The sequence below is a fragment of the [Brevibacterium] flavum genome (genome assembly GCF_019317305.1).
GTDB lineage: Bacteria > Actinomycetota > Actinomycetes > Mycobacteriales > Mycobacteriaceae > Corynebacterium > Corynebacterium glutamicum.
Window position 1 is genome coordinate 2,002,283 of the sequence record NZ_CP079240.1, and the last position, 26,093, is coordinate 2,028,375.

Annotated in this window: 22 protein-coding genes and 1 pseudogene; 7 read left to right on the forward strand and 16 right to left on the reverse strand. The window is 53.4% G+C overall.

Translation table 11 applies throughout. The annotated features are described in order from the left end of the window. Positions 1-14 precede the first annotated feature (14 nt). Positions 15-934, reverse strand: a pseudogene (locus KW808_RS09635) (VOC family protein). A 226-nt stretch (positions 935-1,160) separates the two neighbouring features. Continuing rightward, on the reverse strand, positions 1,161-2,663 hold the full coding sequence (gene mqo, locus KW808_RS09640; protein WP_038584494.1) for a malate dehydrogenase (quinone): 1,503 nt from the start codon (positions 2,661-2,663) through the stop codon (positions 1,161-1,163). 397 nt (positions 2,664-3,060) lie between these two features. Between mqo and KW808_RS09645 the strand changes: the two genes are divergently transcribed. The 3 genes from KW808_RS09645 (at position 3,061) to KW808_RS09655 (ending at position 6,475) form a co-directional block, all read left to right on the forward strand. Next, complete coding sequence (locus tag KW808_RS09645; RefSeq protein ID WP_003861718.1) at positions 3,061-4,077, forward strand: alpha/beta hydrolase; 1,017 nt, start codon at positions 3,061-3,063, stop codon at positions 4,075-4,077. A gap of 138 nt (positions 4,078-4,215) precedes the next feature. Further along, entirely contained in the window at positions 4,216-5,613 is a 1,398-nt protein-coding gene (gene mtr, locus KW808_RS09650; RefSeq protein ID WP_003861719.1) for a mycothione reductase, read from the forward strand. Positions 5,614-5,743: 130 nt separating this feature from the next. Beyond that, positions 5,744-6,475 carry a hypothetical protein gene (locus KW808_RS09655; protein WP_003861720.1) on the forward strand — a complete coding sequence of 244 codons (732 nt, stop codon included), beginning with the start codon at positions 5,744-5,746 and terminating at the stop codon, positions 6,473-6,475. On the opposite strand, the gene map is transcribed toward KW808_RS09655, so the two are convergent. The 4 genes from map to KW808_RS09675 form a co-directional block, all read right to left on the reverse strand. Beyond that, the gene (gene map, locus KW808_RS09660; protein ID WP_170844370.1) at positions 6,472-7,347 is read right to left on the reverse strand and encodes a type I methionyl aminopeptidase; all 876 of its coding nucleotides are present in this window, start codon (positions 7,345-7,347) and stop codon (positions 6,472-6,474) included. The genes KW808_RS09655 and map overlap by 4 nt on opposite strands. Before the next feature lie 61 nt (positions 7,348-7,408). Continuing rightward, on the reverse strand, positions 7,409-9,277 hold the full coding sequence (locus KW808_RS09665) for a penicillin-binding transpeptidase domain-containing protein (RefSeq protein WP_034983790.1): 1,869 nt from the start codon (positions 9,275-9,277) through the stop codon (positions 7,409-7,411). A gap of 54 nt (positions 9,278-9,331) precedes the next feature. After that, positions 9,332-9,964: a response regulator gene (locus KW808_RS09670; protein ID WP_003861723.1), complete on the reverse strand. Its 633-nt coding sequence runs from the start codon at positions 9,962-9,964 to the stop codon at positions 9,332-9,334. Further along, on the reverse strand, positions 9,961-11,094 hold the full coding sequence (locus tag KW808_RS09675; protein ID WP_003861726.1) for a sensor histidine kinase: 1,134 nt from the start codon (positions 11,092-11,094) through the stop codon (positions 9,961-9,963). The genes KW808_RS09670 and KW808_RS09675 overlap by 4 nt, the downstream gene beginning before the upstream one ends. Before the next feature lie 110 nt (positions 11,095-11,204). On the opposite strand from KW808_RS09675, the gene KW808_RS09680 reads away from it, so the two are divergent. Both KW808_RS09680 and KW808_RS09685 read left to right on the forward strand, forming a co-directional pair. Then, positions 11,205-12,164, forward strand: a complete 960-nt coding sequence (locus KW808_RS09680) for an ABC transporter permease family protein (RefSeq protein ID WP_034983792.1) — start codon at positions 11,205-11,207, stop codon at positions 12,162-12,164. A gap of 15 nt (positions 12,165-12,179) precedes the next feature. After that, on the forward strand, positions 12,180-12,872 hold the full coding sequence (locus KW808_RS09685; RefSeq protein ID WP_003857536.1) for an ABC transporter ATP-binding protein: 693 nt from the start codon (positions 12,180-12,182) through the stop codon (positions 12,870-12,872). A gap of 593 nt (positions 12,873-13,465) precedes the next feature. On the opposite strand, the gene ispG is transcribed toward KW808_RS09685, so the two are convergent. From ispG to dxr, 3 genes are all read right to left on the reverse strand, one after another. After that, a complete protein-coding gene (gene ispG / locus KW808_RS09690; RefSeq protein WP_003857537.1) occupies positions 13,466-14,647 on the reverse strand; it encodes a flavodoxin-dependent (E)-4-hydroxy-3-methylbut-2-enyl-diphosphate synthase in 1,182 nt (393 codons plus the stop codon). Between the two features lie 137 nt (positions 14,648-14,784). Continuing rightward, positions 14,785-15,999: a M50 family metallopeptidase gene (locus tag KW808_RS09695; protein ID WP_003861729.1), complete on the reverse strand. Its 1,215-nt coding sequence runs from the start codon at positions 15,997-15,999 to the stop codon at positions 14,785-14,787. Between the two features lie 19 nt (positions 16,000-16,018). Further along, entirely contained in the window at positions 16,019-17,197 is a 1,179-nt protein-coding gene (gene dxr / locus KW808_RS09700) for a 1-deoxy-D-xylulose-5-phosphate reductoisomerase (RefSeq protein WP_034983794.1), read from the reverse strand. 243 nt (positions 17,198-17,440) lie between these two features. On the opposite strand from dxr, the gene KW808_RS09705 reads away from it, so the two are divergent. Next, entirely contained in the window at positions 17,441-17,884 is a 444-nt protein-coding gene (locus tag KW808_RS09705) for a DUF2631 domain-containing protein (RefSeq protein ID WP_003857542.1), read from the forward strand. Between the two features lie 56 nt (positions 17,885-17,940). On the opposite strand, the gene KW808_RS09710 is transcribed toward KW808_RS09705, so the two are convergent. The 3 genes from KW808_RS09710 to rlmN all read right to left on the reverse strand — a co-directional run bounded on the left by KW808_RS09710 (position 17,941) and on the right by rlmN (position 21,670). Next, positions 17,941-19,521 (reverse strand): hypothetical protein, encoded by a 1,581-nt coding sequence (locus tag KW808_RS09710; protein WP_034983796.1) that lies wholly within the window; start codon positions 19,519-19,521, stop codon positions 17,941-17,943. Further along, on the reverse strand, positions 19,522-20,379 hold the full coding sequence (locus tag KW808_RS09715) for an ABC transporter ATP-binding protein (RefSeq protein ID WP_003861735.1): 858 nt from the start codon (positions 20,377-20,379) through the stop codon (positions 19,522-19,524). 190 nt (positions 20,380-20,569) lie between these two features. Beyond that, on the reverse strand, positions 20,570-21,670 hold the full coding sequence (gene rlmN, locus KW808_RS09720; protein ID WP_003861738.1) for a dual-specificity RNA methyltransferase RlmN: 1,101 nt from the start codon (positions 21,668-21,670) through the stop codon (positions 20,570-20,572). 92 nt (positions 21,671-21,762) lie between these two features. On the opposite strand from rlmN, the gene KW808_RS09725 reads away from it, so the two are divergent. After that, positions 21,763-22,263 carry a LapA family protein gene (locus tag KW808_RS09725; RefSeq protein WP_003861739.1) on the forward strand — a complete coding sequence of 167 codons (501 nt, stop codon included), beginning with the start codon at positions 21,763-21,765 and terminating at the stop codon, positions 22,261-22,263. Positions 22,264-22,350: 87 nt separating this feature from the next. On the opposite strand, the gene KW808_RS09730 is transcribed toward KW808_RS09725, so the two are convergent. The 4 genes from KW808_RS09730 to tsf form a co-directional block, all read right to left on the reverse strand. Continuing rightward, entirely contained in the window at positions 22,351-23,244 is an 894-nt protein-coding gene (locus tag KW808_RS09730; RefSeq protein WP_003857552.1) for a phosphatidate cytidylyltransferase, read from the reverse strand. Between the two features lie 157 nt (positions 23,245-23,401). Then, a complete protein-coding gene (gene frr, locus KW808_RS09735) occupies positions 23,402-23,959 on the reverse strand; it encodes a ribosome recycling factor (RefSeq protein WP_040072797.1) in 558 nt (185 codons plus the stop codon). A gap of 92 nt (positions 23,960-24,051) precedes the next feature. Then, complete coding sequence (pyrH, locus tag KW808_RS09740) at positions 24,052-24,783, reverse strand: UMP kinase (protein ID WP_006284182.1); 732 nt, start codon at positions 24,781-24,783, stop codon at positions 24,052-24,054. A gap of 335 nt (positions 24,784-25,118) precedes the next feature. Beyond that, complete coding sequence (gene tsf, locus KW808_RS09745; protein ID WP_003861743.1) at positions 25,119-25,946, reverse strand: translation elongation factor Ts; 828 nt, start codon at positions 25,944-25,946, stop codon at positions 25,119-25,121. Positions 25,947-26,093: the final 147 nt, after the last annotated feature.

Genomic DNA, 26,093 nt, shown 5'->3' on the forward strand with positions numbered 1-26,093 from the left:
AGCGCTTAGAACTGCTAGAACTCCGCGATATTGATCTTCTTCATCGCAAGAAGCTTTTCATACGCGCCGGGTTTAGCCATGAGCTCCTCCATGTTGTCGGGAACAATCTGCCAGCTCACGCCGAACTTGTCCTTCAACCAACCACAAGCCTCAGCTTCTGGAACTGCCGAGAGTGCATTCCAGATGGCATCGAGTTCTTCTTGACCATGAGGTTCATACATCAATGAGACACCCTCACTGAAGGTGAAATCTTGCTCAACTCCGGAATCCATCGCGAAAATCCACTGACCGTCGAGTTGGAACTGGGAAAACATGAGGGCCTCAGGAGTGGCAGGACCTGTTTGCTGTCCATAAGGTGCACGATCACCAAGTTGGGAGTTCGGGAACACCTCAACGTAGTTTTCTTGAGCTGGGCCTGCCTGATTTTGGGCTGCCCCACCAAATAAGAGCGTTGGGATTACTGCGGGACCTGGCTTTTCTTCTGGGCGGCTGAGCATCAATTGCCAGCTCACACCATATTTGTCTTGTACCCACCCGTAGTATTCCGAAAATGGGTAAGTATCGACTGGCATCAGTGTGCTGCCGCCTTCATGGAGTTTTTCCCACACCGCATCAAGGTGCTCTTTGGCATTTTCATCACGCACCGCATCAAAATTCACCATGAAGCTGATCGATGGGTTGGGGGTGAACTCTTCACCAGCATTGATCAAGATGATCTTAAAGCCTGAGATAGCGAGTTCCACCGTCAAGGTTTTCCTGCGAAAGGCTCCTGGAAGTCCAGCAAGCCAGCTTCGGGATACTTAACTGTGGTGAGTACTTCTGCGCCACCCGGAAACTCAGAAAACGCATTGACGTAGAATTCGGCTGCTTCGTCTGCGGTGCCTTGGCACCAGATGTTTGGGGTGATTTTTTGCATGCCGCCAGGATAGAACACGTGGTGGACATGGCTTTTCGAATACGTAATTTGCAGTGCTCACAGTGGTAATTTGTGGATACCCAATAAATTATTGGTGTCGCCTAAATCACACTGGCAAAGAATACGCAAAGCACCCGACATGCCTTCAACTGTGTCAGTTCCAACCCATGAAGGCAGAGATTGTCTCCACAGGTGAAACCTCAACAGACATGTGCGGGTGCTTTAAAGAAAGCAGTTAGAAGATTTAGGCTTCCTCAAGCTTCAGGGTCTTCTGGGTGCGTGCCCACTGCTGCTCAAACAGTGCTGGCTCGGAAGCAAGCTTCTTGCCGTAGGAAGGGATCATGTCCTTCAGCTTGTCGCCCCACTCGATCATGCGGTCACCGAAGCAACGCTCAAGCAGCTCGATCATTGCGGAAGGTGCGATGGATGCTCCAGGGGAAGCACCGAGCAATCCGGCGATGGTGCCTTCGGAGTTGTTGATCAAGGTGGTGCCGAATTCCAGGGAACCGAACTTAGGGAATCCTGCAGGCTTAATAACCTGAACACGCTGTCCGGCAACGATGGTCTCCCAATCGCCGTTTTGTGCCTCTGGCATGTACTCGCGAAGAGCATCCATACGCTTGTCCTGGTCCTTGAGAACTTCAGTGACAAGGTACTTGGTCAGATCAAATTCCTGAGCAGCAACGCCAAGGTAGGAAGGAATGTTGTCTGGGCGGATGGACTTGAACAGGTCCAGGTAGGAGCCTTCCTTCAAGAACTTAGGGGTCCAGCCACCGTAAGGTCCAAAGAGCAGACCCTTTTCACCCTCGATAACGCGGGTGTCAAGGTGAGGAACAGACATTGGAGGAGCGCCAACAGATGCCTTGCCATATACCTTGGCTGCGTGCTGCTCGATCAGTTCCTCGTTGGTGCAACGAAGCCACAGGCCGGATACTGGGAATCCAGCGAAGCCCTTGACCTGTGGGATGCCTGCGCTGCGAAGCAGATCCAGTGCGTATCCGCCTGCGCCGACGAACACGAAGTTTGCCTTGATGGTCTTGGTGTCGCCAGTGTGTACGTTCTTGACGGTCACGATCCACTTTGCGCCATCAGCCTTGATGCTCTTGACCTCGTGGCCATAGCGGATTTCAGTGCCTTCAACTTCAGATGCATCCAGGTACTGCTTGGTCTGAGCACCGTAGTTGATGTCGGTGCCTTCATCGATCCAAGAGATTGCTACTGGATCAGAGAAGTCACGGCCCTTTGCCATCAAAGGCAGCTTCTCGGTGAAGGTAGCTTCATCGTCAGCGTAGGTCATGCCCTGGAAGAGTGGGTGATCCTTCAAAGCTTCGTAGCGAGCCTTGATGTATGCAACCTGGTCTGCGCCCTGGCCGAAAGATACGTGAGGAACAGGGTTGATGAATTCCTTAGGATCAGCCAGCACACCCTCTTCAACGAGGTGAGACCAGAACTGACGGGAAACCTGGAACTTCTCGTTGATTCCTACAGCCTTGGCAATTTCAACCTTGCCCTTAACCTCCGGGGTGTAGTTCAGCTCGCATAGAGCAGAGTGGCCGGTTCCTGCATTGTTCCACGGGGAGGACGACTCTTGTGCCGGTCCATCCAAACGCTCGAAGACGATCTGAGTCCAGCTTGGCTCCAGCTGACGCAGCATTGCACCCAGCGTGGAGCTCATGATACCGGCACCAATGAGAACTACATCTGCCTCATCGGTAATCCTCGGTGCGTTCTTCGGGGAATCTGACATGTTCAACTTCCTTTTATCTCCGCGAGTTCTCTGCCGAACACCAACACAAGGCGTCATCTCATAAATGATCGCCAGCACCCGAATGCAAGTGTTGGCCATATTTTTGACTGACGCGTGGGGCGTTACCCTTCTTGTTTCTTACAAGAAAGCGTGGGTACACATTGTCCGTGAATATAGAGTGTACGCCTGCCACCTCGAGCTGAATAAACAAGCACGGGATATTCCCCTTTCTCATGCGAATTCCTCCCCCGTGCTACCCCCTCCCCCAATTTGCAAAGTTAGTAAATGTGAAATTCGCAAACATGAGTAGTATCGCGGAAGTTTCACCACGTGAACACTTCAGTCGACTCGCGCACACCACACCAACAATCGACCTATCGTTATACATATGAATCAGATGCAGCAGTGGAAACCAGACTTCCTGGGAGAGGGCTACCAAAACCTCACCATCGAGCTCGGCGACGACCCGGATAATGAAACAGATGTTGTGACAACGGTTGTGCGCTACAACCCAGACAATCACGCGGACGAGTCTTTTGCTGCCCGCCCAGCGTTGCTGTGGGTTCACGGCATGACGGACTACTTCTTCCACACTGAATTCGCGGAGTTTTTCCACAATGCCGGTTTTGCTGTGTACGGCATTGATCTTAGAAAATGTGGACGCTCCTACCGTCCAGGACAGCAGTGGCACTACACCTCTGATCTTGCCCATTACTTCCCTGACTTAACAGCTGCTGCCGAGGTCATCTCTTCCACCCACCCTGAGCTAGTCCCCGTCGCCCATTCCACTGGTGGACTCATCGTTCCTCTGTGGATGTCCCAGATGCGCACAAGCAATCCAGCTGCCATTGAGAAGATTCCAGCGCTGGTCCTCAACAGTCCGTGGCTGGACATGATGTATCCACCACTGTTCATCAAGCTGATCACCCCTATGGTGAGGGTGTTGGGCAAACGCTCCCCCACAACCATCATCCCAGGCGGAGGTTTGGGAGCATACGGAAAATCGATCCATAAGAACTTTTACGGCGAATGGGACTTTGACACCACCATCAAGCCTGTAGAAGGACATAAAAAGAGCATCGGATGGCTTCGGGCAGTCATGGCTGGCCAAGCAGAAATCCATCACGACCACGTGAATGTCGGAGTGGACGTGCTCACGCTGTGTTCAAATAAGTCCTGGTTGAAGTCTGAATACACAGAGGACACCAACACTTCAGACGCGGTTTTGGATGTGAAACACATTCAAAAGTGGGCTCCTCATTTGAGCTCGCCATCGTCCAGGGTTGATGTTGAGATCATCGACAACGCTCGCCACGATATTTTCCTCTCAAGGAAACCCGCCAGAGATCACGCCTCTGAAGTACTCAACAACTGGCTGCAATCGAAGCTTTCCAGCCTCAAACCATCTCAATAACACCGCGAATTATAGACTGAACTGGTACTTGGGAAGCTTTTTATAGTCATATGCGTTGAGATACGTGGACGACAAAGCACCAGTTAGTTGCCTTCCCAGTCCAGCCCACATCCGATTTCTAAATTAGGAGCACATCTTATGTCTGAGCAGCCAGCTTCCATTAAGCATTATGACCTCATCATCATTGGTACCGGCTCTGGAAACTCCATTCCTGGACCAGAGTTTGATGATAAATCAATTGCCATCGTGGAAAAGGGTGCTTTCGGCGGAACTTGCCTCAATGTGGGCTGCATCCCTACCAAGATGTACGTTTACGCTGCGGATATCGCTCAAGAAATTCAGGAGTCTGCTCGCCTGGGTATCGATGCGACGGTCAACAGCGTGGATTGGCCTTCCATCGTCAGCCGCGTTTTCGACAAGCGCATCGACCTCATCGCGCAAGGCGGCGAGGCTTATCGACGTGGCCCCGAAACTCCAAACATCGATGTGTATGACATGCACGCATCGTTTGTTGATTCCAAGACAATCTCCACTGGTATTGCCGGCCAAGAACAGCTGATCAGCGGTACTGACATTGTAATCGCAACCGGCTCCCGCCCTTACATCCCTGAAGCTATTGCAGAGTCCGGCGCACGCTACTACACCAACGAAGACATCATGCGCCTGCCACAGCAGCCTGAATCTTTGGTGATTGTTGGTGGCGGTTTCATCGCTTTGGAATTTGCTCACGTTTTTGAAGCGCTTGGCACCAAGGTCACCATCCTCAACCGCTCTGACGTGCTGCTGCGCGAGGCAGATGCAGACATCTCCGCGAAAATCCTCGAGCTTTCCAAAAAGCGTTTCGACGTCCGCCTCAGCACTGCGGTCACCGCAGTACACAACAAGGCCGACGGCGGCGTGAAGATCTCCATCGACACCGGCGACGACATCGAGGCAGATATTTTGCTCGTTGCCACTGGTCGCACCCCTAACGGCAACCAAATGAACTTGGACGCCGCAGGCATCGAGATGAACGGTCGTTCCATCAAGGTTGATGAGTTTGGTCGCACCAGCGTTGAAGGTGTGTGGGCGCTTGGCGATGTCTCCTCCCCTTACAAGCTCAAGCACGTGGCCAATGCAGAAATGCGAGCAATCAAGCACAACCTCGCTAACCCTGATGACCTGCAGAAGATGCCACATGATTTCGTGCCTTCAGCTGTTTTCACCAACCCACAGATCGCCCAGGTCGGCATGACTGAGCAGGAAGCTCGTGAAGCTGGCCTCAACATCACCGTGAAGATCCAGAACTACTCTGATGTGGCTTATGGCTGGGCCATGGAAGATAAGGATGGATTCGTTAAGCTCATTGCCGATAAGGACACCGGCAAGTTGGTCGGCGCGCACATCATTGGTGCTCAAGCCTCAACACTGATCCAGCAACTGATCACTGTCATGGCTTTTGGAATCGATGCACGAGAAGCTGCAACCAAGCAGTACTGGATTCACCCTGCTCTTCCAGAAGTCATCGAAAATGCACTTCTTGGACTGGAATTTTAAAGTCTGAGATTTCGATCTGAATCCATTGAGGCATTAACCATATGTGGTTAATGCCTTTTTTGGTTGCGTAGAGTAGATGGGTACGCCTTCTCCACATCTTTTACTTGCGAAAGCGATCAGCTTAAAACACGTGTCCGGTTTTCTTAATCCCCCAGCTACACCCCATATTCGAACAGCGACTGCCAGCATTGCCACCGCAGTTGCCGTAGCGCTGTCAGTGTTTGCTGCGGCCCTCATTCCAGGAAGTGCTTTATATTCTGTGCTCACCGCTGGAGGTGTGGCACTTGGAGCAGCATCCGGTATTGCTGCTTTGCGTCATCGTGGAGGGCTGCGCTTTTTTCAGTGGTTGTCTGCACTTGGCGGAATCATCATCTTGCTGATTGGCATCGTGGTGGCGATAGCAAAAGTGGGAGCCTCGGCGAAACTGGGCGCATTAGGGCTCATGGCTTCGTATTACCTCATGCCGTCTGCAGCATTGGCGTGTTATGTCGGAGGACTTGGCCAATTGCCTGCCAAATGGATGGCGCCTGCTTTTATGGCTACTGCTGGTGCGAGTGCTGCAGGGTGGTTTTCATTAGGGGCTGATACCGGATTTGAACGGTTCCTCATTGCTGTTGCAGCGGTGTTTTCACTGATGGGATGTGTATACCCAGTGTGGGGATGCGTCGTAAAGCGTCCACGTCAAGTGGCTGCATGGCTGGTCGCGCTGGCGGCCCTGGTGCTTGGGGCGCTCATGCTTTTTATGGTGTGCATGGTGGTGGCGCCGGGTGTGCTGTGGCTGCAGCCCACGACGGTCGCATGGGGCTTTATGATTGCCGGGGTTCTTGCGACGGTCGCAGGCTTGTGGCCTAGGCGTTTTTAGACGGAATCGTCTGGGAGGGTGAGGATCTCATTGCCGTCTTCGGTGATGACAATGGTGTGCTCGAACTGCGCGCTGAACTTACGGTCAACGTTTTGGACAGTCCAATCATCTTCCCAGATCTCGTAGTCGAGGGAACCAAGGTTGATCATTGGTTCGATGGTCAAGGTCATGCCTGGCACGAGCAGATCGCGGTACTGGGTGTTGTCGTAGTGCAGCACCACAAGTCCGTTGTGGAATGTTGGGCCAATGCCGTGTCCCGTGAAATCGCGGACCACGTTGTAGCCAAAACGCTTTGCATAGGACTCAATGACACGTCCAATCACGTTGATTTCGCGGCCAGGCTTAGCTGCACGAATGGAACGCATCATGGCTTCTTCGGTGCGCTCGACCAGCAGGCGGTGCTCTTCAGAAACCTCACCGGCGAAGAAAGTTGCATTGCAGTCGCCGTGGACGCCATGCTTGAACGCGGTGACATCGATGTTAACAATATCGCCCTCTTCAATGACGGTGGAATCAGGAATACCGTGGCACACGATCTCATTGAGGGAAATGCAAGAGGACTTGGTGAAACCGCGGTAACCAAGATCTGAAGGGTATGCACCCATATCGCAGGTGTACTCATGCACAATGCGATCAAGTTCATCAGTGGTCACGCCTGGCTTGACGGCCTCGCCAGCGATTTTGAGGGAATTTGCAGCGATGCGAGATGTCTCACGCATCTTTTCGATGACCTCAGGGGTCTGCACAAAAGGCTCACCGATTGCTTCTTGGACTTCGTCCTTCCACACATATTCTGGGCGTTCAATATGTGCAGGTACTTCCCTGATTGGGGTAGGAATTCCGGGTACAAGTGGTGCGCGCTTTTTAGACATGGTCACCATGCTAGTCGCCTGAAGCGATGACAGGTAAAGCGGGTTGGATGGAGGCTATTTTTTAGCCGACTGGCTGCTCTTCAGCTTCACTGACTGCAAATTCTCCCCCTGCGCGAAGCTCATCGAGTTTCACAAAGAACTGATCTGTCACAGCAGCAGCCGCTTCGGAGCCTCCGCCCAACACCACGAGGGTGGCAAAAGCGATGTCATCTTCGCGGTAGCCGGTGAACCACGCATGGGAGCCTTCGTTGATTTCGGCTTCACCTGTCTTTGCGTAGATCTGGCCACCGGTTTGGCGCATGCCACGAGCGGTACCGTCATTGACCACGGATTTCATCATCCGCTGCACATTGGCAAGGACTTCTGGATCAAGCGCCAGAGCTTCTTCACTGGCAACAGTTTCATGTCCAGAAATCAGCGTCGGGGTGGGAACTGAGCCGGTTGCTGCAGTGGAGGCGACCAACGCCATGCCAAACGGGCTTGCGAGGTCAAGACCCTGACCGTAGCCAGATTCAGTACGATCCAACACGATGTCACCTGCAGGTACCGATCCCGTCATGGTGTCAAGGCCCGGGATTTGATAATCAATGCCAAGGCCAAACTGCTTAGCCACATTTTTCAGTTGGCCTGGCTCCAAGTTGGTGGAAATATCCGCGAAAGTGGTGTTGCATGAATTGGCAAAAGCATCATCCAATGAGGTGTTGCCCAAGGAGAAGCTGTTGTAGTTGGTGACAATTCGGCCGTAGATATTCATGGTGCCAGGGCATGGCACAATGCTGTCTGGATTTAATCCTTCATGCGCCAACCCCGCGGCTGCAGTGATGATCTTGAATGTCGATCCCGGTGGGTATTGTCCCATCAGCGCAACATCGCCGTCTTTGTCAGCTTCATCTGTTTGGGCCACTGCGAGGATTTCACCAGTGGATGGCCTCATGACCACCATCATGGCTTTCATCTCAGCGCGCAGGTCTACGGCTTCTTCCGCTGCTCGTTGGACGTTGTGATCCAGGCTGATCCTCACGCTGGGGGCAAGCTCTGGGGCGTCGTAGGCGATATCATCAATCACCGCACCATTGGAAGTGACAATGGAGGCGCGCCAACCATTGGATCCTTCTAATTCATCTTCCACAATGCGCGCAACGCGAGACACAATATCCGGAGCAAAACCTGGGTCGGTGGCTACCATGGATGCTTCCTCATTGAACGTCAGCCCCGGAATCCCCGCTAGATCCTGTTCCATGCGGGCACCCAAATTGGCATCAACTGTGGTGAGTGAATAGGTGGAATCGCCAAGATTGCTCATAATGTCTTCGACATCAAGGGTGTTCACATTCTCATCAGTCGCATGGGCTTCATTCAAATAATCTGCCACCCTCTTGACCACCACATCGGCATCCCCTGCGCTGGGGTCAACCAAAACTCGGTAGATACTTCCCGGCGCGAGAACCGGAGCTCCATCGGAGGAAATTACGTTGGCTCGCTGCGCTTCAATGGCGCGCAATTCCAGGTGCTGGTTGGCGCCCAGTTTGGGGTGCACGAGGGAAGGTTCCCAACGCACTGTCCATTCGTTGCGCATCTTGGTCAGCGTCATCGATGAGTCGTAGGAAACTTCTCTGTCTCGGGGAAGCTTCCACACCACGGAGAAATTGGCGGTGGCGATGGTGTCCCGGGAATCCACGGAATCCAAAGTCAGTTCAACGCTGTCTGCTTGCAGACCATCGAAACTGGTGCTGAGCATTTCTGTGGCAAGGTCAGCTTGGTCGGTGATGTCCGCAATAGTGTCGAAATCTTGCGATGCCCAAGCTTGAAGGAATTCCTCTGCGATGGGGTCTGCGGTATCAGGACGAGGTGTGCACGCGGTCAGGCTTCCTCCAGCAAATGCCACCGTCATGCACAACGCCATCAGTGACCTGCGCTGCACCTTGTTCATGGAGTGAAGATTAGCAGCGTGCGCTGGCGTGATCGGTTACCAACACGTGTGCGTCTAGATAATTCCGCGCTGTCTGGCTTCAGCTACCGCAGCTGTTCTAGAGGTGACATCCAGCTTGTTGAACACATGCCCCATGTGACTTTTCACCGTGGCCTCAGTGAGGAAAAGTTTCTTGCCGATTTCTCTATTGCTTTGCCCTTGCGCCACCAAGGACAGCACTTCAATCTCTCTGGCACTGAGAGCAGTCATGGGGTTGTTCATCCGCCCCATGATCTTGCTGGCGACCTGCTTTGAAAGCACTGATTCTCCCCGCGCGGCATCGCGAACACCGGCAATGAGATCTTCTGGGGAGCTATCTTTGAGCAAATACCCCACGGCACCAGCAGATACTGCGCCCACCACATCGCCGTCTGTGGAGTAGTTGGTCACCACCAGTACCTGTGGCGGGTTGTCCAGCGCACGGATGCGACGCGTTGCCTCTACCCCGCCGGCGACCTCGATGCCTGGTTGATCACCAAAACGCAGATCCATCAACACCACATCCACCCCGCCTTCCGCGGCGCGCGCAACGGCATCATCTGGGGTGCCCACCCTGTCCACTATCTCAAAATCATCTTCACTCGCCAGCAAGGAGGCAAGGCCTGCGCGAACAACGGGATGATCATCAGCCAACAGAATACGGATCACTTATCTTGGTCCTTTTCTGGATAGGGAAAACGGGCGGAAATTCCAGTTCCCGATCCGATTGTAGATTCAATAATTATTGTTCCGCCCAGCCCTTCAGCCCGGCGTTGCGCTGTGGGCAGTCCAATGGATTTTTTACGGATCACTTCTGCCACATCAAATCCCTGCCCATTATCGATGACATCCAGAAGTATTTGATCATCTTGATATGTCAGGGTCATTTTTGCAGAATCTGCCTGTGCATGCCGCACCACATTTCCCAGCAGCGTTTGGGCAATTCGTACGATCTCTGCCTCCATCGCATCAGGTAATACCCGTGGGGATCCGTCGACTTCAAACGTGATGTTCTGTCCCATCGGGGTGGTCGACGACAGTCTGGCCAACGCCACCGGCAGATCCGCCCCAATGAGTGGAGTCGGTTGCAGCGCAGCAATGATCTGCCTGGTCTCCGCCAAATTATCAGCTGTCGTTTGCCTGGCCAACCGTATATGGCTTAACGCCTGCGGATCATCCACCCGTTTTTCCGCCGCATGCAACAACATCTGAATCGAGGACAACCCCTGCGCCACAGTGTCATGTATTTCGCCCGCTATGCGGGCTCGTTCTGCCTGCTCGCCAGCGCTTTTCGACGCCCGGATCGCCGACGCACGTGCGTCGACAAGCTCCTTTAAGGCTTGTGCCAATAACTGAAAACACGTACCCATTACCCACGCCACCAACGCGCCAAGGATCGGACCGGTGACAACGCCAACAGAAAACCCCAGGTGCATAGCCAACGTAACCACCGCGATCGCCGTCAGTATTGCAATGATGATCGCGGATTTCAGCGGTGTCGTGATCAACACTGCGAGGAAAAACATCGGAAACACCAAATACCCAGGCTCCGGTCCATCCCAAATCAGGCTCGCCCACAACAAACTCAGCACAAGAAACCACGCCATAGGGTGATTCTTAAACGGCGAATTCGGGACCACACCCGCCACATAAACCACGCCATAGCCAAAAGCGAGCACCCACACACCCCAATGGCTGGCACGCCAACACACCAACACCAACAAAACGGCAATGAGTAAATGCAATCCCCAAATGAGAACTCTCTCAATTCGGGCGATGGTCGCTTGGCTAGTTTTCACGCCACCACGATAGATCAACTAAGTATGAACGCGAATCCGACTTTGGTCGTACTGCAAGAATCGACCAGAGCCCGATTAAAAAATGCCCCCTCGCAACGAAACTAGTAATCATGTTTCAAGGACTAAAAGAACTCACCGCAGCAAAAGGCCGCACGCTGCTGATCACCGTCACCGTCGGGCTGATCGCCGTGCTGGTTACTTTCCTCTCTGCCCTCACCGCCGGGCTTGGCCACCAATCAGTATCCGCACTGAAATACCTAGCGGGTGATAATGAACTTATCCTCGCCGATTCCGGATCCACCACGCTTTCCGCGTCCACGCTTTCTGATCAAGCAGTTGCCCAACTCGAAGACGAAGGCGCACAGATGCTGTGGCAGGTCCGCGACCGAGTAGCAGACACCCCCACCATGCTCCTCAACTCCCCTGACCTTGCGCCTGGTGAAGTATCCCTTCCTGCCGAACTCGCTGATTCGGAACTTGCTACTGCGCATGATGTAGTGGATTCTTCCAACGATCTGTACCTCGATCACCTGCCCGTGGTATTGATGAACACCTCCGATTTAGCCTCACTCGCGCAAGTCCGAGGCGTGACAGGACCAGCAGGCGCATTCGCCTCTGACGTTGCGCTCCCCTCCGACACCGTTGCGCTCTCTGGATCCGAACGGTGGAACGCATCCGCCTCCTACCAGGGCGAACAGATGTCACTCAACCTCATGATCGTCATGCTGTATGTCATCTCCGCACTCGTGCTCGGCGCATTCTTCACCGTCTGGACCATCCAACGCCTCCGCGGCATCGCCATCTCTAGTGCTTTGGGAGCAGCCCGCCGAGTACTTATCGCCGACGCTCTCGGCCAAGCCATCATTGTCTTAGGAATCGGCATCACCGCAGGCACATTGATCACAGTCATCTCCGCATTCGGCATGGGAGTCGCAATGCCCGTGGTCATCTCCTCCTCCACCACGCTCTTCCCCGCACTTATCCTCGCCGCAGCAGGACTCATCGGTGCCGCCATTTCACTCGGCCCCATCCTTCGCGTCGAACCACGCTCCGCACTCATGAACGCATAAGAAAAGGAACCTCACATGACTCTCCACGTTTCAAACCTCAACCTGACTGTCGCCGACGGATCCACCTCACGCACCCTGCTCAATAACATCACTTTTGATGTCCAACCAGGCGAAGTCGTCGGTATCACCGGCCCATCCGGCTCCGGAAAATCCACCCTACTCGCCGTCCTCGGCTGCCTCCAAAGCGCCGATTCCGGCACCGCGACGCTCGGCGACATCGACCTGCTCAACCCCCAAAACCGAGCTGCTTTACGACGCAACCACCTAGGCATTGTCTTCCAACAGCCAAACCTACTCCCCTCGTTGACTGTCCTCGACCAACTGCTGCTCATTCCCCGGCTCGGCAGAATCCTCCCGCCCAGCCGCAGCGCACGCACCCAACACAAGGACAAAGCCCTTTCACTTCTGAACTCCATCGGACTCGGCGACTTAGCAAAACGCAAGGTCAGCGAACTATCCGGTGGACAACAAGCCCGCGTCAACTTGGCCCGCGCACTGATGAACTCCCCCAAGCTCCTGCTTGTCGATGAACCTACCGCCGCCCTCGATCAACATTCCGCCAGCGAAGTCACCGAACTAATCGTCTCGATGGCCCACCAATACAACGCCCCCACACTGTTTGTCAGCCACGACATGGATGCAGTCAACACCCTTGACCGCAGCATCGAACTTGTCGACGGTCACCTCCTCACACCCCACACCCTGTAGCCAAACTAAACTGGCGTGCCCGCGGATCTCATTTTTTAGATCCGTGGGCACTCCTGTCTGGTGTTTTTTCCTGATGGGTCCTAATCAGCCATTTAAGAGGTCGAAAATCTGAATGGGTCAAAGTATGGTTCCGACCGTTTAAGTCGCTCAGAGGCGATTCTGAGCGGTCACTTTTTCCAGGCTCCGGTGCAGTTTTTCTGAAGTCCCGCCGCAGACCAAACCAGGTGACCGAAAAACTTCCGCCGATCGATTTTCGGCCAGATAGGACGGTATTGCTCAGCCAAAACCAAACCAGGTGACCAAGAATTCCCTCGGGAACTTTTCTTGGTCACCTGGTTTGGTTTCCCTCTGCCGCTTCAGGGAGGAACTGTCGAAATAGGCCAAAACCGCCTCCGCAGTCCTAGCTTTTGGTCTCCAATACACATTTCCCTCCGACCGACAAAGTGTCATTGCAGACCAAAGACGCCTCGAAAAAGGCGCCTCTTGGTTTAATACTCACGTTCCCCACCAGTCATCTGGTTTAGTTTACGGAATTTACCCATCAAAAAGCACCCGACTAACCAAACCAGTCGGGTGCCTTAATTAACCAAAACTTACTTGGTTACCTTCACTTCAGCCTTCATACCGGAAGCACTTGCTGCAGCGAGGACTTCTGGGTCCATTTCCTCTGCGATACGCATTGCTTCTTCGATGAGGGTTTCCACGATCTGGGATTCTGGGACAGTCTTGATGACTTCGCCCTTGACAAAGATCTGGCCCTTGCCGTTACCGGATGCAACACCGAGGTCAGCGTCGCGAGCCTCACCTGGGCCGTTAACAACGCAACCCATGACAGCGACGCGCAGTGGAACTTCCATGCCGTCGAGTGCTTCGGTGACTTCTTCAGCAAGTGAGTACACATCGACCTGTGCGCGGCCACATGATGGGCAGGACACGATTTCCAGCTTGCGTGGGCGCAGGTTGAGGGACTGCAGAATCTGGTCGCCAACCTTGATTTCTTCCACTGGGTCAGCAGAAAGAGACACACGGATAGTGTCGCCGATGCCCTGGGACAGCAGTGCGCCGAATGCTACGGAAGACTTGATGGTTCCCATGAACTTGGGACCAGCTTCAGTAACACCGAGGTGCAGTGGGTAGTCGCTTTGTTCAGCGAGCTGGCGGTAGGCCTCCACCATGAGTACTGGGTCGGAGTGCTTCACAGAGATTGCGATGTCGCCGAAGCCGTGCTCTTCAAACAGGCCGGCTTCCCACATTGCGGATTCCACGAGAGCTTCTGGGGTGGCTTTGCCGTGGTATTTGTCCAGGATGCGCTTATCCAGGGATCCGCCGTTGACACCAATGCGGATGGGGATTCCGGCGTCGCCAGCAGCCTTGGCTACTTCCTTGACGCGGCCGTCGAATTCCTTGATGTTGCCTGGGTTCACACGAACGGCGGCGCAACCTGCATCGATTGCCGCGAAGATGTACTTGGGCTGGAAGTGGATATCTGCGATCACTGGGATCGGAGACTTCTTTGCGATGATCGGCAGTGCTTCCGCATCAACAGTCTTTGGGCAGGCAACGCGGACGATGTCACAACCGGTGGCTGTCAGCTGTGCGATCTGTTGCAGGGTGCCGTTGATGTCGTGGGTTTTGGTGGTGGTCATCGACTGGACGGAAATCGGGTGATCCGAACCAACGCCCACTTTGCCGACCATGAGTTGGCGTGTTTTACGACGTGGCGCCAACACTGGAGGTGGGGTCGGAGGAAGGCCAAGGCCGATTGGGGTAGACAAGTTACATGCTCCTAGAAAAGGAAGCCTCACAAAGGTCTGTGTGCTTCCGGACAACGTTCTGGGTTAAGTCAGTTATGGCAAAATTGTATCACCGTCACCTCTTTTAACATCGGCGCCGGCAGTTCAATTCCGTATCGTTAGCCAAAGAGTCTGACAGGGTTGACCACATCGGCCACAATGACCAGGCCTCCCACTGTCATCAGCAAGGCTGCGACAGCTACGGTGACGGGCATTAGTTTGGTGTAATCCGCTGGGCCGCCCGCTGGTTTTCCGCGCAGTTTGCGGAAGAAGTCGCGGATTTTTTCATAGATCACCACGGCAATGTGTCCGCCATCAAGTGGTGGCAGCGGCACGAGGTTAAATAGCGCGAGGAAGAAGTTCAGGCTGGCCAGCATCATCATGAACATGTCCCACATGGAACGTTCGACAAACTCGCCGCCGATGCGTGACGCGCCCACCACACTCATGGGGCTTTCTACATCTCGTTCTGCACCGAAGATGGATGCGACGACTCCTGGGATTTTCGCCGGGAAGGCTTTGAGTCCGTCCCACGTGGCGCTGATCATGTCGCCGGTGAAACGTGCAGTTGCTCCCACACCTTCGATTGGGCCGTATTTTTTGTACACATCGGTCGGTGGAAGGCTCGACATGCCCACCGCGCCGACGGTAATTTCTGAACCGTCAGAGGCGAGACGGGTGACAGAGGCAACCTGGAGGTCGACGTCGAAAAGCGTTCCCTCCCGCTCAATCGTCAGCGTTGCCGTTTCGCCTGGGAGCTCGAGGATCGCATCGCGGATGGCGGTGAAGTTTGCCATCTCTTGGCCGTTGACGGCCAAAATCTTATCGCCGTGCTCAATGCCGGCGTCGCCCGCCGGGCCTGAACCTACGCAGCTAGACAGTTCTGTTGCGGAAATTTGGGTTTCCGGCACGCACTGAACGGTGTCAACTGTCGCGGTGGTATCCACATCTGGATTAGGGATGCCGGAGCTCACCGCCACGCCGTAAAGCACCAAAAAGCCGACGATCAGATTCATGATCACGCCGCCGGAAAGCACAATTATGCGCTGCCACCAGGGCTTTAGGTACATGGCGCGCGGGAGGTCTGCCGGATCAAGTTCATCTTGAGCGGTCATTCCCGCGATGTCACAAAAGCCTCCAACCGGAATCGCTTTAAGGCCGTACACGGTTTCGCCGCGTCTTTTGGCAAACACGGTCGGGCCGAAACCGATGAAGAAACGCCGCACTTTCATTCCGAAAATGCGCGCTGTGATGAAGTGCCCCCACTCGTGAAGCGCGATGGTTACAGCGATGCCGAGGAAAAATAATACGACACCAAGAAGATAGGCTGCCACGAGGCGGAAGCTCCTTAGCTTACAAGTTGGTTGCCAACCGGTTGATCAAAGCATTCGCACGCGCGCGTGCCTCAGATTCGGTTGCCAAAATATCGTCGACGTGTGATGCTACACCAGCAAACTGAGAAGCTCCTTGGAGGACCTCGTCCACCACGTCCACGATCTGCGGAAACTTGATTCGCCCGCGCAAAAACGCCTCAGCCGCCTCCTCGTTGGCGGCGTTATACACCGCGGGGTACGTGCCTTTTTGCTTTGCGACGTGCCTAGCCAGCTGCACCGCAGGGAATGCGGCATCATCCACCGGCTCAAAAGTCCAGGTATGGGCAGCGGTGAAATCCAGCGCCGGCTGAGCCTTCGGCACCCGATGTGGCCAATCAAGCGCCAACGCGATCGGCAGTTTCATCGATGGTGGCGACGCCTGCGCGATGGTCGCACCATCCGTAAACGTGATCATGGAGTGGATGATCGACTGCGGATGCACCGTCACATCAATTAGATCCGCATCCGTTTCAAACAGCAGGGTCGCCTCGATGAGTTCGAGGCCTTTATTAATAAGGGTGGCGGAGTTCAACGTGTTCATCTGCCCCATCGCCCACGTTGGGTGCGCTGCTGCCTGCTCGGGAGTCACCTCCCACATCTTCTCCCTGGTCCAGCCCCTGAAAGGTCCGCCCGAAGCTGTCAGCACAATCCGCGCAACCTCATCACGAGTACCCGAACGCAAACACTGCGCCATGGCAGAGTGCTCCGAATCGACCGGAATGATCTGCCCCAGCTTCGCCTTTGAGGTAACAAACTCACCACCGGCAACCAGCGATTCTTTGTTAGCCAAGGCAAGATGCGCACCAGATTCCAGAGTGGCCAGCGTTGCCGCAAGCCCCAAAGAACCAACCAGAGCATTAAGCACAGTGTCGGCCTTTGTGGTTTCCACCAGAATCTTCGCAGCATCGGTTCCAGAGATGATCTCGCCGCCGAGAGCCTTCGAAATTACTGCGGCAGCCTGTGCATCAGCAACCGCAACCTTGTCTGCAGCCAGCCCCAACTGCTGCGCCTGCGAAATAACGAGGTCTGGCTGAGAACCGCCCGCAGCGATACCCACCACTTCAAACTTGTCTGAATTATCAGCAATAACGTCCAGCGCCTGAGTTCCAATCGAACCAGTGCTTCCCAAAATAAGGATCTTTTTAGTCACGACTCCCATTCTTGCACTTGTTGGGTAAACGCACCCACTACACCCATTTGGGGCAATCCAAACGGATGGGTTTCAGGTTATGCCTGCATGATGACTGCGAAAGCGCAGTTGGAAACCTCACAACACCACTGGTTTTTTCGCTTGACCGCGCAAAATATGAGAACATAGTGAGAGTTAAACCAAGTTCTGTAGGTGCTTGTTGCAGCGGGCGCGAAGGCGTACCACTGCAACTTGCGAATAAAGGAGTAAAACGTGGCTGGTTCCTCCCACACGATTGAGCCTGAGATCTACCGCGGTGTATCCACCCTTGATGAGCCTTCGGCTGCATGGGGATGGCACGGTCTCAAGCGCAACACCATCCAACTCGCCGGCTGGATTTCCGTTCTGTTCATGCTTGGATACAACTTCGGTAACCACAAGGGCCACGTTGAAACCATCTGGCTTCTCGTCATCACCGCCCTTCTGGTCATCGGCCTGCTGATCCACCTGTTCGAGCCAAAGCTCTCCCAGGTTCGCACCATCACTTCCCGCAACAAGCCTGTCGGCCACGTCGAGCCAGACTGGACCTACGATCAGGCAACCCTCACCGGCACCTGGGGTAACCTCACTGACTCCCAGCTTCGCTCCGTCAACATCGAGCCAAGCCGTGTCGCTCACCTGCGTGCTGCAGATTCTGCGAAAGAACTAGACAACTAGTTTTTCAAAAAGAAAATGCGGGTTCTTCGAGATTTTCTCGAAGCACCCGCATTTTTCTATTTCACGTGAGTTTTCACCTTGTCGAAGATCTCCGGAAGATCCTTCTCCACCTTGCGAATACACACCTTAGCAACGCCGATGTACACAGCTACTGGGAGAATAATGGCCAGCACCTCCGAGAGGATGATCATCCACATCTGATCGGTAACCAGACCAAAGATACCCAATGCGATAGTAGGAATCGTTGGGATCCATCCCAGTAACAGTGCGGCAAATGCTCCCACAAACGCAGCACCGGAATAGCCACTTCGATCGCCCCAAGGACTCGTGCCTGGCTTAGAAGTCGGATACGGATTAAATGTGGTGACCAACAACGCTACAGCCGCACTGGAGATAAAGATCCCCAGGCCAATAAAACAGATCAGCACAGCGGTGGTCTTATTCTCCGCGAGCACAATGGTGATGATCATAAACACCACAATTGACACACTTCCCGGCAGCATTGATGCCCAGTGCCTGGGCATCAACAACGTTCGGGCTTTGACACCAGCAACGATATTTAGCCACAACGAAGGGCCGTCATAGCCAAAATCATTGGTAGCAACGGATCCTGCGAACACTGCCATCATGATCAACCCAACATAGATCATGAAAAACTCAACGGTGAAGCTCTGGAAAATAAACAGCACGCCAAGAAGCGGGAACACAATCATTGATCCCAACAACCTGGAGTCCCTGAACATATAACGCAGCGACCTCGAGAAAATGGCACCTCCAACTGACCAAGGAATACCTGGCAGAAAGAGAACCTTCTTGCCTTCACCGGCGCTGTCTTTAGCGCTTTGCCCTTGCCCACCTTGGTCCAGCGGCGCAGTGAGCGCGCGATTAATCAGCTGTGACCATAACCAGAAACCAGCAGCAACATAAACAAAAGCCAGCAATGTTAACAGGCCTGCCTCACCCCACAAACCAACAGCAAAAGCCTCAATAGCACCTGCACCCGCCCCAAATGGTGTCCACTTTGTATAAGCCCCAATGGCATCGATTCGACTCATTCCATCCGCGCCAATCAGCATGTTATAGCCAACAACAAACACCATGAAGACAACGGAAGTAAGAACTGTACGGCGATCATTACTCACCCTAGAAGAAGAACCCGAGGTCAACGCCCCAAGCAACTCACCCAAAAGCAACGTAGTAACCAGCGATACCGCCATCATGAACACGATCATCGGCCACGAACCAACAGGTAAAAACACCGCAGCGATAATGGATGTCGCCACCGTACAAATCACCGCAATAATCCCCCGTGACTGCAGGAGCGTACTGATAGCGAATCCAGGCAATAATTGCTTCGCCGATAGCGGCATGGTGGAAAATGCAGTCGGATCCAGCTGCCCCTCACCTGACGGCCACATAAACGCAGCAATGCAATAAGCCACCATGCCGACCGAGACAACACCAGCAAGGATGCCCATGTGGTCTTGCCCAAGCCCAAGAGCCAAAAAGATGCCGAAACCAAACAAACCCATCAAGGCGTAAAAAGATAGCAGCGACATCATCACTATTGCCGCTTTATTTCCTTTAATAGTTCTTCCCCACAACGTCAGCTGTAGTTTCAGAAGTGTTTTAGTCATTTACTCAGCCCGATCCTCGTTCTGATTTTGGCCTTCGCTATGGCCTTCGGACGCACCCAACCAAGATAGTGACCCCTCTTGAAGAGCAGCGCCTCCAACCGCATCAACGAAGACATCCGTCAAAGATCTGCCCCGACGAACCTCATCCACATGTCCGGCAATCTCCACCACTCCCCTGTTGATGATGGCAACGTGATCGCACAACCCCTCAACCAATTCCATGACATGCGAACTCAAAACGACGGTTCCACCCGTTTGCGCAAAGTTCTTCAAAATCTGCTGAATCAAACGACCAGACACCGGATCAACCGCTTCCAAAGGTTCATCAAGGATGAGCACTTTCGGATTGTGAATGAGGGCCTGGGCCAAAAGAATCTTCTTCGTCATGCCGGCGGAATAGTCGACGACTCTCTTGCCCGCTGCTTCTTTAAGCCCGAGGGCCTCCAGCAATTCCTCACTACGTTGATCAACAATGCCTTCATCCAACTCACGCAATGCCCCGACATATGTGAGCAGTTCTTTGCCAGTCAAGCGATCAAAGATGGGCAAGCCATCTGCCAACAATCCCATGCTTCGTTTTGCATCGTTTGGCTCTTCCCACACATTGAAACCCGAAATCCACGCGGTGCCTTTATTCGGCCTCAGTAAACCCGTTGCCATGGACAGCATGGTGGTTTTACCTGCACCATTAGGTCCAACGATGCCGTAAATGGCTCCTTTGGGGATGTCCAGATTGATATTGTTCACTACTGTTGCATCACCATAGGACTTGGTTAAGCCCCGAACTGCTAATGCTTGCGTAGTCGGATCAGTCGGACAAATCTGTGGGGTTCCTTGCGAGTTTTCAGGATCAGTCATCGGAGATGAACTTCTTTCGATTCACGTGTCGGCGGCTATGTGCGTTAGTGCATTGCTATTAGTGAAAAGCACCAATAATACATGCGACGCTACCAGCTGAAGCACAGATGTTCAGGAGCACCTCACCAACGACAAAAGCCCGTTGTTTTCGCATTTTTGCAAAAACAACGGGCTTTTGAGCTTTGAGGGCTTAAGCAGATTCCTCCGCAGCAAGCTGTCCACAAGCCGCAGCGATTTCTTGTCCCTTGGTATCACGCACAGTGCATGGAACACCCTTGGCGATCACACGACGTACAAACTCATCCTGACGAGCCTTAGGTGCAGCATCCCACTTAGAACCAGGAGTTGGGTTCAATGGAATCAAGTTGACGTGCACACGGGAGCCCAAAGCCTTATGCAGCTTCTCGCCCAGCATATCTGCGCGCCAATCCTGGTCATTCACATCGCGAATGAGCGCATACTCGATGGAGACGCGACGGCCAGACTTATCTGCGTAGTAACGAGCAGCGTCCAGTACCTCAGCGACAGGCCAACGATTGTTGACTGGCACGAGAGTGTCACGCAACTCATCGTCTGGAGTGTGCAAGGAAACTGCCAAAGTTACGGACATCTCTTCGTCGGCAAGCTTCCTGATAGCTGGAGCGAGGCCCACGGTGGAGACAGTCACACTGCGCTGGGAAATGCCGAAGCCCGCAGGGCTTGGCTGCGTGATCTGACGAACAGCCGACACCACGCGCTTGTAGTTAGCGAGCGGCTCGCCCATTCCCATGAACACAATGTTGGACAGACGACCGCCCTCTGACTGCATCGTTGCAGCAGCATTACGAACCTGATCCACGATCTCACCGATTGAAAGGTTACGGTCTAAACCGCCCTGACCAGTTGCACAGAATGGGCACGCCATGCCGCAACCAGCCTGCGAAGAAATACACAGCGTGGAGCGATCTGAATAGCGCATGAGAACAGACTCAAGCAAAGTGCCATCATGGAGCTTCCATAACGTCTTCTGAGTTGTATCGTCATCGGTTTCGACGACGCGCAGAGGAGACATCAACGTTGGAAAAAGAGCATCCTTGACTTCTTGACGAGCACCTTCAGGCAGGTCCGTCATAGTGAGTGGGTCAGCCTCGAGGCGACCATAGTAGTGTCGAGCGATCTGATTGAGTCGGAATTTGGGCAAGCCGAGCTCTTTAAGAGCCTCAATGCGAGCCTCATCATTAAGATCCGCAAAGTGGGTTGGGGGCATGCCACGCTTAGGTGCGTTAAAAACCAGTGGTACAGGTGTAGCCATAATGTCCCTATTCTTTCAGATGTTATGTAATTGTTGAACTTATTGGGCTGATTTGGGTGGCGGAACGGTGATTCTACGAGTTCAATGGCTGTATGAGCAACAAACCTGTGGATCCATTTGAGACCAACCCAAACGACCTTCCCACCGGTTTAGACCCAGCATACGAAGGTAACAGTGAGTTAAACCCGCTTGGAGGAAAAAATATTCCCGACGAGCCTGAGGTGACTGCAAACACACCTGCAGTTCAAGAAGAACCTGCTTACTCGGAGCCAGAAACTGCCGTTGAGTCGAAGCGTCAGGCGAAGCAGAACACAAAGAAGTCCGAACCTGTTGTGGCTCCAAAACAAACACTTGCCGGTGGCACGTGGGTAGCTCTCATCGTAGGCGCACTTTTGCTAATCCTACTGTTGGTCTTCATCATGCAGAACCAAACCACCGTAGAGCTTAACCTTTTTGCGTGGACCTTCCAATTCCCAGCCGGAATCGGTTTCCTACTAGCAGCCATTACCGGTGCATTGATTATGGCGCTTGTTGGTGGCGTGCGCATGTTTGAGTACCGTCGCCAGTTAAGAAAAATCCGTAAAGCCCTTTAAACTTTGACAGCCAAAAAGGCGCTGAGGTGCACACGTTATGCACCTCAGCGCCTTTCAAGTTTTTTGAACTTAAAGCTGGCCCAAGCTTTACGACGGATACGAGCTGCTGATCACACTCAGGATCAACCACGTCACCATCGCGGCCGGGAGCATGCCATCCAAACGGTCCATCAATCCGCCGTGGCCTGGAAGAAGGTTCGACATATCCTTGATGCCCAAATCGCGTTTGAACTGCGACTCAACCAAGTCACCCAACGTGGCGCACACAACTAGGGCACAACCCAAGATCACACCCATCCACCAGTGGTGATCGAGCAGGAAGTGAACACTGAGTGCACCAGTGACCGATCCTAAGACAATGGAGCCGGCAAAGCCTTCCCAAGACTTCTTCGGACTCACCAACGGCGCCATTGGGTGCGATCCAAAGAACACACCCGCGATATACCCGCCCACATCCGATGCGATCACACACAGCATGAACGTCAAAATGAAGTATGTACCCGGGATGGAATTGTTTTGCATCAGCGACAGCATCGCAGCGAAGCTTCCGAACAATGGAATCCAGGTGAGCACGAAGATGCCCACAGAGGTGTCCCTCAAATAGTTGCGGGCTTCTTTTTCCGTGCCATTGTAGAAAATTCGGAAATACATCAGCACCAACACAGTGGCCACAAAAGACGCCAAAATGCCCATCGTGCCAAATGGCCATGACAGCCAGATGATTGCCTGACCGCCGATGATCATAATCGGCAGTGGCAAATGATAGCCGCCTTCTTTAAGTCTGCTACCAACTTCCCATGTTGCTGCAGCCATAAAACCTGCAACGAGGATGTACCAACCCCATGGGCTTAGGACAATCCCCAAAAGAACCAGGACCCCCAGTCCGATACCCACAGCAATGGCAGCTTTGAGATCTCGACCCGCATTATTTTTGGGTTTGGGCATCCTCATGGACCGGTGATGTTGCTCCGGTTCATTCATGGGTTCTCCTTGAAGTTTCTAACAATGTCACTGTTGATGGTGCCAGCATTCTCGAAAAAATTCTTCCAAACACTCTTGCAAGCAAAAGAAAGCGTCGTTTCCCCGCCCAATCGACGTTGAAACGACGTAATTCTTAAGCCATTGCGATAAAGGTCTTCTAGACCTCCATCAGTTCCTTTTCCTTGCGAGCAACGACTTCATCGACCTGCGCAACAAAACCAGCGGTGACTTTATCTAGTTCTTTTTCTGCTGCCTGTACTTCATCTTCGCCAGCGTCGCCATCTTTTTGCAGCTTCTTTAGCTGGTCCATGCCCTTGCGGCGGATGTTACGAATGGCAATCTTGCCGTCTTCGCCCTTACCCTTAGCAAGCTTGACCATGTCCTTACGACGCTCTTCAGTGAGCTGTGGGATGGTCACACGCAGCACCTGGCCATCGTTGGTGGGGTTAACACCAAGGTCAGAGTTACGGATAGCATTCTCAATGACCTGCATAGAAGACATCTCATAAGGCTTGATCAGCAGCATGCGAGGCTCTGGAACAGAGATGCCTGACATCTGAGTAATAGGAGTAGGCACGCCGTAGTATTCAGCCATGACACCGTTGAACATAGCCGGGTTTGCGCGACCGGTACGAATGGTGGTCAAATCTTCGCGGGTGTGCTCGACCGTTGCTGTCATGCGCTCTTCTGCTTCGAACAGAATTTCATCAATCATTTATTCACTCCTGTGTTTTTCTAACAGCGTGGATTCTGATGGATCCTAGAATCGAACCTAGATAAGCCACGCTGTTTATAAGACTAAATGTATCAGGACTCGACCAGAGTACCGATACGTTCACCGCTGATGGCGCGAGCAATGTTGCCTTCAGTAAGCAGGTTAAACACCAAGATAGGCATCTTGTTGTCCATGCAGAGGCTGAATGCAGTTGCATCGGCAACCTTCAGGCCCTTCTCAATTACTTCCTTTGGAGTAATTTCGGTGAAGAGCTCAGCATCTGGGTTGGTACGAGGATCATCGCTGTACACACCGTCAACAGCCTTAGCCATCAGCAGGACGTCACAGCCGATTTCCAACGCACGCTGTGCAGCAGTGGTGTCTGTGGAAAAGTACGGCATACCCATGCCAGCACCGAAGATGACAACGCGGCCCTTTTCCAGGTGGCGTTCTGCGCGCAGTGGCAGATATGGTTCTGCGACCTGTGCCATGTTGATGGCGGTCTGGACACGGCATTCAACGCCATGCTGACCGAGGAAGTCCTGCAAGGCGAGGCAGTTCATGACTGTGCCGAGCATACCCATGTAATCGGACCGTGCGCGGTCCATGCCACGCTGCTGAAGCTCAGCTCCGCGGAAGAAGTTTCCGCCACCGATAACAACGGCAATCTCTGCTCCAGTTTTAGCAACTTCAGCGATCTGACGTGCAACATTGTCTACTACATCAGGATCGACGCCGACTTTGCCACCACCAAACATTTCACCTCCGAGCTTTAACATCACTCGTTTGTATCCTGTACGGGGTTGTTCACTCGAGGTGGTCACAGTGGTGTTCTCCTTCAGTAGGGGTTGTGCCAACCGCTTTTAACATCGGCCACGGGGTACGCCTTGAAAAAATCACAGCAACCAAGAAGCCACTGAGACCCAAATTCAGGGCACCCCTATTCCTGGGATTCGATCTTACATCGACCCTTGTATTCAATGCGGAAAGACTAGGGGTTTAGGTTAAGAAGTTATAGAAAAATAACTCCACGCAGAATGAAGCCCCACGCACCTGAATCGATGCGCGGGGCAACCTTCTAAAGTGTTTAAGTCTTTTTCAAAACTTAAAAAGGCGAGGTGGGGATCAACAGACACCCACCCACAACCTTCAAGTGGCCTTAAGCCTGGCCGACCTCGAAGCGAGCGAAGGAGGTGACGGTAACGCCAGCCTCGTCCAGAAGAGACTTAACGGTCTTCTTGCTGTCAGCTACCGAGGACTGCTCAAGAAGTACGTTCTCCTTGTAGAAGCCATTCAGACGACCCTCAACGATCTTAGGGATAGCCTGCTCTGGCTTGCCCTCTTCGCGAGTGATCTGCTCAGCGATGGAGCGCTCCTTCTCGATGATCTCTGCAGGAACGTCCTCACGGGTGAGGTAAGAAGCCTTCAGAGCAGCAATCTGCATTGCAGCCTGACGTGCAGCTGCCTCAGCTGCTTCACCTTCACCGGTGAAAGCAACCAAAACGCCAACTGCTGGTGGCAGATCAGCGGAACGCTGGTGGAGGTAAACAGCGGTCTTGTCGCCCTCGAGGGTTACTGCGCGACGAAGCTCAAGCTTCTCGCCGATCTTTGCGGAGAACTCCTGCAGAGCTGCGTCTGCGGTCTGTCCGTCCACGTCAACTGCTGCGAGCTCTTCCTGGGAGTTAGCCTTTGCAGCTGCTGCTGCGTCTGCAACCTTTGCAGCGAATTCCTTGAAGTCAGAGTTCTTTGCAACGAAGTCGGTCTCAGAGTTGACCTCGACCATGGTGTTGCCAGAAACTGCAACGAGACCTTCGGTAGCGTTACGCTCTGCACGCTTTCCGACGTCCTTTGCGCCCTTGACGCGCAGGATCTCAACAGCCTTGTCGAAGTCGCCAGCGGACTCCTCCAGAGCCTTCTTGCAATCGAGCATGCCGGAACCGGTGAGTTCGCGGAGCTTCTTAACATCCGCAGCGGTGTAGTTCGCCATTACGGGGCGATCCTCCTTATGTATGGATAATTAATGCTTTACAAGCTTAGGTTAGGGCACAGTAGCCCTACCCGCCCGTCTAAAAAGTGATCGTACAGGTATTCAGTCGATTACGTTGCGACACGGCGGGCTGGCTGCCCAAAAAGC